Genomic DNA, 7,693 nt, shown 5'->3' on the forward strand with positions numbered 1-7,693 from the left:
GATATTTTATTTACAAGTTCGATTTTCTTGTTTAATTCCAAATTTAAATGACCTCCGTATTTATGTGTATATTCTGAATAATCAATATCAAAATTTCTTTTTATATACGGGCTTTTATATTCCATTACAAACGTCCTATCGGTGGATAAAGGCTTTTTATTTTTGAAATATCACCTTTGTAAAACACTAATATTTTTTGCTCACGTTTTGGAAATTTACGATAATTCAGGGTTATTTTTGCCTGTGCAAGCCTTGTAAATTCACATTCCAAATAAACAATTTTGTTATAAATATGCAAACCTTGTTCTTTGAAAAACAACTCATGTTCAGCTTCACATCCATAATAAGCCCCGTTTTTATCCCGGCTATCACCTGTCATAATAATAAAAAAACAATTATCATTTAAAGCTGCTATTCCCTTTTTATAACCCTCAAATAACGTATTTCTGAATTCTTCATACGTTGGTATTGAATTTAATTCACCTTCAGGCGGGTTTCCGTCATAGTCTAAATATTCTTCTACCTTATAGTAAGGAGGACATGAAAAACAAAGATCATATTTCTTTTCAGGCATATATTTAGAGCTGTCTGATTTATGCCATTTAACATTTTTGAAATCGCTGCAAATAGCATTATTAGCATCGCATTGGTTTTGTCTTATTTCAGAAGAAAGATATTCATACCCATACCAACCTGAAACAAAACCGAATTGAACACCTCCCCCAAATGGATTATAAACACTTTTTCCCTCGGTTGGCATAAAGAATCTTAGTATAACTTCACATGCAACCGGGTCTAAAACCGATGCGTTACCGTTAAATGATTTTCCTTTTTCGTGTTTTATTTCATCATTCGTTATTGTTTGTTTTGACAAAACCACGTTTGACATACCGCTCCCCCCTTGCCAACACCCGTCACGTGATGCAAATTTAGGATTTTCAATGTTATGTTTTACGCCGGCTTCTTCAATTCTTTCGTTCCATTCTTTTTTCATCTTTAACCAGTCGGCACGGGTTGTTGTCCATGCATTTGTCATAGTAGCATGTGCAAGACGTTTCATTCTTATTTGTTCAAACGTGCCGTACACCATGTAAGCGTAACCGCTCAAATCTAAATAGGTTTTAAATCCTACATTTTCAAACACCTTTGGATTTTCTAAATCGTGTTTTGTTGAAACAGTCATTATCATTGGATAACCGTATGTGTTTTGTTCTATTATTTTTTCAATCATCTTTGAATAAATGACTTTATCTTTTTTATTCAAGTCCATAGCCGATTGGAGTAAACAAAATTCCTTTGCTTCATGGTTTACCTGAAATGTAAAGAACCCGCTAAATTCATCGTTAATTTTCAAAATAATAGCTGAATGTATTTGCATGTTTTTTCTTGCAGCTCTGTATGCGACACCGTCTTTAATGGCTAATTTAGCTACATCATTTTCATAACCTGAACCTATTACGCTTTGAACGTAAATAAATTCTGTTTTGTCTTCAAATAATTTTATTTGTTCTATATTACTCATATCGTTTCCATATAAAGTGATCTAAAATACTCTCTTTCATCATTCGTGTAGATGAAGTTTAATAAAAAGCTTTCAAAAAGCTGTGCATATGTCTTATCGATTTCTTTCGGTTCGATGTTATCTTTCATCGCTTCCAAATGGTTCAAAAGGATTCTTTGAATTAATCCTACCGTTCTGGATTCTATTAGGTTTTTGAGAAATTCGTATTTTGTTTTCATGTCAGTTATTATTTACAGCGATTTGCCTGTCAATAAAAAAGTGAATACCTGAAGAACATTCATTCCATCTGTTGGTGTCAAAGTCGGATACTTCCACTATTTCCCCGATTTTGTAGATAAATGTTTCATCATAATCGGATGAGATTTCCGACAATACCGATGCAGACCCATCAATATTTTCAATTCTCAAAACCTTTGCCTTCGAGCATCGGCATTTCTTTGTTGTAGCCGAACTTCTTAAAGAATCTGGCTTAATTTCGATTACAACTATGTTATTTTTGGCTTTCTTATAACCGATAAAAGCACCTTCTTTGGGACATTCATAAATAATTCCATGTGTGCATTCATTTACTATATAATTAAGATTTGCCCTGTCGAAGTTTGCCCCGTTGAAGTTTGCCCCGTCGAAGTTTGCCCCGTCGAAGTTTGCCCTGTAGAAGTTTGCCCCGTTGAAGTTTGCCCCGTCGAAGTTTGCCCCGTCGAAGTTTGCCCAGTAGAAGGTTGCATTTTTACAATCTAATTTACGATTTAAATAAAACCGATTGAATAATTCAACTCCATTACTGCCATTTTTAAAGAACTTATTTATCAGTTCTTGATTTGTTTTCTTTGTTTTCATGTCTTTTTTTGTAAAATTATAATTTATTTTTGAATTATTGTAACAAATTTACATGTTATAAAGCATGATTATTTGTTTGTGGTTTTGATGAAACCGGTTAGCTTTTCGATTCCAATAAGAAGCGTGTGATGCTGTTTTTCCAAATTCTTTCGCAATATCTTTCAGCGTGTATCTTTCTTCTTTCATTATCCGGGTGTAAATTCCCCTTGCCTCCGTGCAAATCGCATTTGAACAAGTCATGAAGTCTTTTTCTGTAATGTCGTAATAATTCAATATTACGGATTTTAGTTTTTCATTTTTCATTGTAACAGTCCTTTAAATTTATGTAAATAAACATTATAATTATTTGTTTTTTCAATCAAAATCGGTTCATATGATTCGTTTAATCCGATTACAACATCAATCTTTAAATTCAATTGTTTAATTTCATTTGCATAATCTGAATAATATTTCATTCCGTTCTTCACCTCGTTAACGGCATAGCATACGCTCGCATGATTGTCATAATGAATAGCTTCGGCACATTTCATTAAAGAAAGCATTGTTTTTTGTCTTAAAAAATATGCGATTGTTTGCCGTATCAAAGGTAATGGTTTCACCCGTGATTTATTGCTGATCATCTTTTTTTCAATTCCGTAGAATTTACAGATTTCTTCGATTATTATGTCTTTACGATCCATTATGTTTGATTTTGTATTTTTGAATATTCCGATTCATGTTTTAAATGTGAAATTCTTTGAGTGCATAGTTGTATCAGAAGCCTTGCATCCTGTCTTAATAAATTAAGTTTTTGAGCAATCTCATAATATTTTACTTCGATTTCCCTTTGCTCTTTTGCTTCGATTTCAGCAAGGTTTTCGCAATCCGACACATTTTTATTTGTGTTTCTAAAATTCATTTTATTTGTCGCAAAATCGTATTTCCTTTGAATATAAGAAAGATTGTAATTCTGGCTAAATTCTGAATATAAATCCGATAAATTGAATAATAAAGTGCAGAGTTTATCTTGAAAATCAAGAAGTTTATTAATATCACACTTATATGAATTATCCCGATACCATGTTGTTAATTTATTGATTTTATCAATTATTTCATCTTTCATAGCAACGAATTTATATATGATTGACATTGTGCAACTCTTTCGATTATCATGCTTTCAACTTCATCTTTCGGAATGTCAAATATCTTAATCTTATACTCATCCGTAATGTCTGTATAAGTCATTTTTTTCTTGAATACTTCAATCAGTTCGTTATCGCATTCCATACCGTTGTTTCTTGCATAAATGAACGCCTCTTTTTCAATTAAATTAATCGGGGTATCTGAAAGTACGTAAATTAATTTGGATTTCTGTATGCCCGTTAAAATCATATATGCTTGCATTTGCCAATAATAGTCTTTATTTTCAAGTTGTTTAGCAAATAACGGAAACGTGAAACAATCCCAAGAGTTCTTAACATCGATTATCAAATCTTTTGTTATCACATCAGGTGTGCAGGTCATGTAGTCATTTTCGAAAAACTTTTCATTTTTCAAAACGAATCCTAATCCTAATTTTTCGGCTAAAAAGTCAATCGAATTATCTTCCATGATTAAGCCTTTATCCATGTACTTTGTTTGAATTTCTTTCTTTCTGGCGTAGAGTTGTTCTTTTGCCCAAAGTTCGCAATACTTTTTTGCTGTTTCTCCCATTCCTTTACCGGAGCGGTCGTTTGTCATTATCTGACCGAGTGCGCTTGCACGAATCTTAAATTTTTTCATTTTCAAGTTTTGTTTTTAATTCAGATGAAATTGTGTATTTTTTTTCAAGTTGTTGCATAGTGTATCCGGAGTTCAAAGCTACAACACATTTTTGAAAGTTTTCAGAATCTGCTAAAAGTACGATTTTCCTTTCTTTTTTCGGTTCCGGTTTTTCTCTGTTATATTGTGAATCAAAATCGGCATCATTTTCAACAATCCCAAAAGCAACCATTTCAAGATACCTTTGTGTATAAGTAACCGCCCCGCCTATCTGTTGAGTTACATTGGTGGCTTTGATTTCCGGAATATCGGTAGCCATTTTAAACTCGATTGTTTCGGGTATAAATTCCTTTTCATCCGAAATTGTCATGATTGAAAGTATGCCTGTCAATCCGAATTGATCACGAATTAAATCGAACTTTGTCATTAGTCCGACCTCTTTACATGCATTGTAGACTAATTGAGAAACTTGAACGGGCTTAAAATAGTTATACTTTGAAAACTCGTTTTTGCCCTCTTTCTTGATTGTTTGGGATTTGATTAATTCCCGTGCCTGTTGTAATTTTTCGTAAATTTTCATGTTATTTATTTTGAATTGTTTAAATTGTTTCGTTCATTTGGTCGATTTGCCCCTGTATATATCCAATCATATATTGACTATTGACATAGTCCAAAATCATTTGAATCATACTCGCCTCAGAATAAGTGCCATTTTTATAAGCCCTCAAAAGGATAATCATTTTATCGTCAAGTTCTTTCATTATAGTTATATTTGATTGTTTATTTCTTTTTGGAGTTTTTCTAATTCTTTTTTCTTTTGCTCTAAAAGAATTTCATTTTTATATTTTCTTATTTCCGGAGATAATATATAATGTAATTTCTTTGCTTGAGTATCCGTAAGTTCAATATTCATAAAACTAATCATAGATTTATATATTTTTCTGGTTTCCGGAATGTTATAATTTCCTATCCATATATTAAATGTATATTCGCAGTCTATTATTAATTCTAATGTATATTCATTTATTGAGATTATTTTAAATTCACCTGATAAAAGTTTGTTTTTAAAATAGTTTTCTATTTCAGTTATTTTATCTTTCATTATCGTAGTATTTGAGTTGATAAATAATTTTGCACGTTTGCGTAATTTTCAGGTGTGCTTTCTAAATTGAAAGTGATTTCTATACAGTTGTTGTGTCCGGAGAGGCTGTTAATTTCACCGTCAAAGTCTTTTCGGAGTTTTAGCCATAATAAAGACAGCTTGTTTAATTCCGGCTTAATTGCCGTCAGGTTGATTCGTTCTTTGATTCTTGTTTTCATAAAAGTTCAATTATTTCGTTCATTAAAGTTTGATTGCACTGGAAAAAGTACGTAAAATCATCGTAGCCGTAATAAATTGCTTGGATTTCATGCTCGCCCCTATAACCTGTCGCCGGGTCTGCTTGGCTTGTTTCAAATTCGACAATGAAGTCGAGGCCGTTTAAGTTGATTGTTTTTGTTTTCATTTCGCCATTTTTAGTTTTTATTTTTATTCTGCCACTCATCAAGCATTTTAGGGTACGATTTACCTTCTCCATACTTCTCATTTTCAACAATAATAACCTTTTTCCCAAGTGCGAAAGAAACACCCATATCAAAATGAGTACCCTGCGAAGTACTATTATAAAAAATATGTACTTCATCTGATTCTTTAATTGCATTGGCATTTTCTGTACAAATATCATATCCTCTTGCATTTTGGTTTGTATCTCTATGCGGCAAATGTACCATTATACCATTTTTTTCTAATTCTGATACGTATGTTTCTAATTTTTTTCTGTACTCATTAGAAGCACCTCGAACGCTACAAATAATAAATACTTTTTTCATATATTATAAAATTTAATCATTAAACCTTTTACCAGTTCTACGTCCCTTCTATAGCTTTCAACCAAATAAACCATTTTTACTGTTGGTTCAAATTGTCTTGCATAGCTCCAAGGGTTTTCAATTTCTTTTACTTCAACAATGCCTTTATTAATCCAATGTTTAACCAATTCAGGCACATTTTCATAAAGCCTAATTCCGTATTTTAAAATGGAATTACAAAGTTTTACAGCTTCTTGGGCTTTGTATTGTTCATCTGTCAAAATAGGCTCAACAACTGCCTTTGCTCTTTTAGCACCGCCATCTAATTTGTGGCTGCCAATGTTTCTTTCATTTATTCTACCGTTTTTCATTGTGTTTGTTTTTAATTAATTTTTGAGCAAAAATAAACTGCTATTTGTCTGTAAAACCATTCTGTATTTTTTGTAAAAAATGTATCATCTGTTAATTCTACATCTTTTGGTTGATATGTATAATCTTCAAATGAATTTAAGCTGAACATGTCTAAATTGACTTCATATCCGCTTTCATGAAAATAATTGATAACTACATCCGCATGGGCAATTGAACGGGTACACATAGCATTGTGTGATGAAATTCTAAATTTATAAACACGATAATCATCTTCCATTACTTCCATCCATTTCAAAGATTCTGGAGCTATATATATATAAGTTGATGATTTGCTTTCTTTGTAATCCATAACATAATAGCCATCTGGTAAGTATTGATTCATTAAGTCGGTTATCATTTTTTCGTAGTTCATTGTGTTTGTTTTTAAATTCTATGTAAATATACGGCAGTTTTCCGACATAGCAAAATATTTTTTAAATTATTTTAATTTATTTTGTAATTTATAATCGTTCTAAATAAGCAATATTATACCAAAAAGCATATAAAATGGGCAAAATACTGCACTTTATATGTTTTAGTGTATAAAAAAACCGGCTCCAATCTCTCTAATAAATTGCGAACCGGCTAACCGAAATTTCATGAGCAAAGATAATTATTAAATTTTATCAAAATATGTTTTTAAACATATCAATTTTTTGTTTTTGTATTGTTTTTTAGTTTAAATTTGTAGAAATATTTGAAATGAACCAACCAGAAACATACACCCGGCTCGACATACTCCGAGAATTGATAGATGCTTATGAAATAGAGATTACGGCCGGCAAAATTGACATCGAAAGAATGCACAAAGCACGGTTGAACATTGAAACCGAGTTGAATTATATTGAAAAATTCTTATTGAAATCAGATGATTGTGAATTATAACGTTGACGGTTGGCGAAGTTGCCGACTTAAAAGCACTTAATTATCAAACTATAAATAACTTAATAAAATGGAAGAAACTTTAAATACCAACGAAAACGGCAATTGCGCCAACCGTGTGTTAGCCACCGTTTTTAATAATGATGCTAAAATTGGATTTGCTAATTTCATGGCAGATAATACGTTTTTAGGTATGTCTGAATGTGAAAGATATGGAATGACATGGGGATGTGATACTGGATGTCCAGTGTTGAGGGATGGTAAATGCGAACTTCAAAACGATGATAATAAAGAATTGTATGCGGAATGGCTGTCTGAAAATGGTGGCTAACGGTACGCAAGTATGTTGTCGGTTTTTTACGAATTTGAAACACTAAAAATTAATTATATGACAAAAGATGAAATTATAGACCAAATGATTGACGAGATGCCATTCAATTTGAGTGAAAATAT

The 7,693-nt window shown here is 31.7% G+C and carries 17 protein-coding genes; 2 read left to right on the forward strand and 15 right to left on the reverse strand.

Going from position 1 to position 7,693, the window contains the following annotated elements; genetic code table 11:
* Window positions 1–124: 124 nt before the first annotated feature.
* The 15 genes from PHT93_RS08925 to PHT93_RS08995 are packed head-to-tail and all read right to left on the reverse strand — an operon-like array spanning window position 125 to window position 6,731.
* On the reverse strand, window positions 125–1,522 hold the full coding sequence (locus PHT93_RS08925) for a hypothetical protein (RefSeq protein ID WP_300241957.1): 1,398 nt from the start codon (window positions 1,520–1,522) through the stop codon (window positions 125–127).
* Window positions 1,519–1,740 carry a hypothetical protein gene (locus tag PHT93_RS08930; RefSeq protein ID WP_300241960.1) on the reverse strand — a complete coding sequence of 74 codons (222 nt, stop codon included), beginning with the start codon at window positions 1,738–1,740 and terminating at the stop codon, window positions 1,519–1,521. The genes PHT93_RS08925 and PHT93_RS08930 overlap by 4 nt, the downstream gene beginning before the upstream one ends.
* 1 nt (window position 1,741) lies before the next feature.
* On the reverse strand, window positions 1,742–2,359 hold the full coding sequence (locus tag PHT93_RS08935) for a DUF5758 domain-containing protein (protein ID WP_300241962.1): 618 nt from the start codon (window positions 2,357–2,359) through the stop codon (window positions 1,742–1,744).
* 48 nt (window positions 2,360–2,407) lie between these two features.
* The gene (locus PHT93_RS08940; RefSeq protein ID WP_300241964.1) at window positions 2,408–2,662 is read right to left on the reverse strand and encodes a hypothetical protein; all 255 of its coding nucleotides are present in this window, start codon (window positions 2,660–2,662) and stop codon (window positions 2,408–2,410) included.
* Entirely contained in the window at window positions 2,659–3,039 is a 381-nt protein-coding gene (locus PHT93_RS08945; RefSeq protein WP_300241966.1) for a helix-turn-helix domain-containing protein, read from the reverse strand. Before PHT93_RS08945 ends, PHT93_RS08940 begins: the two co-directional genes overlap by 4 nt.
* Window positions 3,039–3,461, reverse strand: coding sequence for a hypothetical protein (locus tag PHT93_RS08950; RefSeq protein WP_300241968.1), 423 nt, complete (start codon window positions 3,459–3,461; stop codon window positions 3,039–3,041). Before PHT93_RS08950 ends, PHT93_RS08945 begins: the two co-directional genes overlap by 1 nt.
* Window positions 3,458–4,120, reverse strand: a complete 663-nt coding sequence (locus PHT93_RS08955; RefSeq protein WP_300241970.1) for a hypothetical protein — start codon at window positions 4,118–4,120, stop codon at window positions 3,458–3,460. The genes PHT93_RS08950 and PHT93_RS08955 overlap by 4 nt, the downstream gene beginning before the upstream one ends.
* The gene (locus PHT93_RS08960) at window positions 4,107–4,679 is read right to left on the reverse strand and encodes an ERF family protein (RefSeq protein WP_300241972.1); all 573 of its coding nucleotides are present in this window, start codon (window positions 4,677–4,679) and stop codon (window positions 4,107–4,109) included. The genes PHT93_RS08955 and PHT93_RS08960 overlap by 14 nt, the downstream gene beginning before the upstream one ends.
* Before the next feature lie 19 nt (window positions 4,680–4,698).
* A complete protein-coding gene (locus PHT93_RS08965; RefSeq protein WP_300241975.1) occupies window positions 4,699–4,860 on the reverse strand; it encodes a hypothetical protein in 162 nt (53 codons plus the stop codon).
* A 5-nt stretch (window positions 4,861–4,865) separates the two neighbouring features.
* Window positions 4,866–5,201, reverse strand: a complete 336-nt coding sequence (locus PHT93_RS08970; protein WP_300241977.1) for a hypothetical protein — start codon at window positions 5,199–5,201, stop codon at window positions 4,866–4,868.
* Window positions 5,201–5,419, reverse strand: coding sequence for a hypothetical protein (locus PHT93_RS08975; RefSeq protein ID WP_300241979.1), 219 nt, complete (start codon window positions 5,417–5,419; stop codon window positions 5,201–5,203). The genes PHT93_RS08970 and PHT93_RS08975 overlap by 1 nt, the downstream gene beginning before the upstream one ends.
* On the reverse strand, window positions 5,416–5,604 hold the full coding sequence (locus tag PHT93_RS08980) for a hypothetical protein (RefSeq protein ID WP_300241981.1): 189 nt from the start codon (window positions 5,602–5,604) through the stop codon (window positions 5,416–5,418). Before PHT93_RS08980 ends, PHT93_RS08975 begins: the two co-directional genes overlap by 4 nt.
* Before the next feature lie 10 nt (window positions 5,605–5,614).
* Window positions 5,615–5,968, reverse strand: coding sequence for a nucleoside 2-deoxyribosyltransferase (locus PHT93_RS08985; RefSeq protein ID WP_300241984.1), 354 nt, complete (start codon window positions 5,966–5,968; stop codon window positions 5,615–5,617).
* Window positions 5,965–6,318, reverse strand: a complete 354-nt coding sequence (locus PHT93_RS08990) for a hypothetical protein (protein WP_300241986.1) — start codon at window positions 6,316–6,318, stop codon at window positions 5,965–5,967. The genes PHT93_RS08985 and PHT93_RS08990 overlap by 4 nt, the downstream gene beginning before the upstream one ends.
* An 11-nt stretch (window positions 6,319–6,329) precedes the next feature.
* On the reverse strand, window positions 6,330–6,731 hold the full coding sequence (locus PHT93_RS08995) for a hypothetical protein (protein ID WP_300241988.1): 402 nt from the start codon (window positions 6,729–6,731) through the stop codon (window positions 6,330–6,332).
* 329 nt (window positions 6,732–7,060) lie between these two features.
* Here PHT93_RS08995 and PHT93_RS09000 point away from each other — a divergent pair, with 329 nt between their 5' ends.
* Entirely contained in the window at window positions 7,061–7,243 is a 183-nt protein-coding gene (locus tag PHT93_RS09000) for a hypothetical protein (protein WP_300241990.1), read from the forward strand.
* 67 nt (window positions 7,244–7,310) lie between these two features.
* Complete coding sequence (locus PHT93_RS09005) at window positions 7,311–7,571, forward strand: hypothetical protein (protein WP_300241862.1); 261 nt, start codon at window positions 7,311–7,313, stop codon at window positions 7,569–7,571.
* Window positions 7,572–7,693 lie beyond the last annotated feature (122 nt).

The sequence above is a fragment of the Massilibacteroides sp. genome (genome assembly GCF_028705895.1).
Classification (GTDB): Bacteria; Bacteroidota; Bacteroidia; order Bacteroidales; family Tannerellaceae; genus Massilibacteroides.

What these genes read in the sequence shown, in the direction of transcription:
- PHT93_RS08950 (WP_300241968.1), bottom strand. Translation starts at nt 3,461, where the DNA reads ATGAAAGATGAAATAATTGATAAAATCAATAAATTAACAACATGGTAT.
- PHT93_RS09000 (WP_300241990.1), top strand. Translation starts at nt 7,061, where the DNA reads ATGAACCAACCAGAAACATACACCCGGCTCGACATACTCCGAGAATTG.
- PHT93_RS09005 (WP_300241862.1), top strand. Translation starts at nt 7,311, where the DNA reads ATGGAAGAAACTTTAAATACCAACGAAAACGGCAATTGCGCCAACCGT.
- PHT93_RS08935 (WP_300241962.1), bottom strand. Translation starts at nt 2,359, where the DNA reads ATGAAAACAAAGAAAACAAATCAAGAACTGATAAATAAGTTCTTTAAA.
- PHT93_RS08970 (WP_300241977.1), bottom strand. Translation starts at nt 5,201, where the DNA reads ATGAAAGATAAAATAACTGAAATAGAAAACTATTTTAAAAACAAACTT.
- PHT93_RS08945 (WP_300241966.1), bottom strand. Translation starts at nt 3,039, where the DNA reads ATGGATCGTAAAGACATAATAATCGAAGAAATCTGTAAATTCTACGGA.
- PHT93_RS08930 (WP_300241960.1), bottom strand. Translation starts at nt 1,740, where the DNA reads ATGAAAACAAAATACGAATTTCTCAAAAACCTAATAGAATCCAGAACG.
- PHT93_RS08925 (WP_300241957.1), bottom strand. Translation starts at nt 1,522, where the DNA reads ATGAGTAATATAGAACAAATAAAATTATTTGAAGACAAAACAGAATTT.
- PHT93_RS08965 (WP_300241975.1), bottom strand. Translation starts at nt 4,860, where the DNA reads ATGAAAGAACTTGACGATAAAATGATTATCCTTTTGAGGGCTTATAAA.
- PHT93_RS08955 (WP_300241970.1), bottom strand. Translation starts at nt 4,120, where the DNA reads ATGAAAAAATTTAAGATTCGTGCAAGCGCACTCGGTCAGATAATGACA.
- PHT93_RS08995 (WP_300241988.1), bottom strand. Translation starts at nt 6,731, where the DNA reads ATGAACTACGAAAAAATGATAACCGACTTAATGAATCAATACTTACCA.
- PHT93_RS08940 (WP_300241964.1), bottom strand. Translation starts at nt 2,662, where the DNA reads ATGAAAAATGAAAAACTAAAATCCGTAATATTGAATTATTACGACATT.
- PHT93_RS08980 (WP_300241981.1), bottom strand. Translation starts at nt 5,604, where the DNA reads ATGAAAACAAAAACAATCAACTTAAACGGCCTCGACTTCATTGTCGAA.
- PHT93_RS08975 (WP_300241979.1), bottom strand. Translation starts at nt 5,419, where the DNA reads ATGAAAACAAGAATCAAAGAACGAATCAACCTGACGGCAATTAAGCCG.
- PHT93_RS08960 (WP_300241972.1), bottom strand. Translation starts at nt 4,679, where the DNA reads ATGAAAATTTACGAAAAATTACAACAGGCACGGGAATTAATCAAATCC.
- PHT93_RS08990 (WP_300241986.1), bottom strand. Translation starts at nt 6,318, where the DNA reads ATGAAAAACGGTAGAATAAATGAAAGAAACATTGGCAGCCACAAATTA.
- PHT93_RS08985 (WP_300241984.1), bottom strand. Translation starts at nt 5,968, where the DNA reads ATGAAAAAAGTATTTATTATTTGTAGCGTTCGAGGTGCTTCTAATGAG.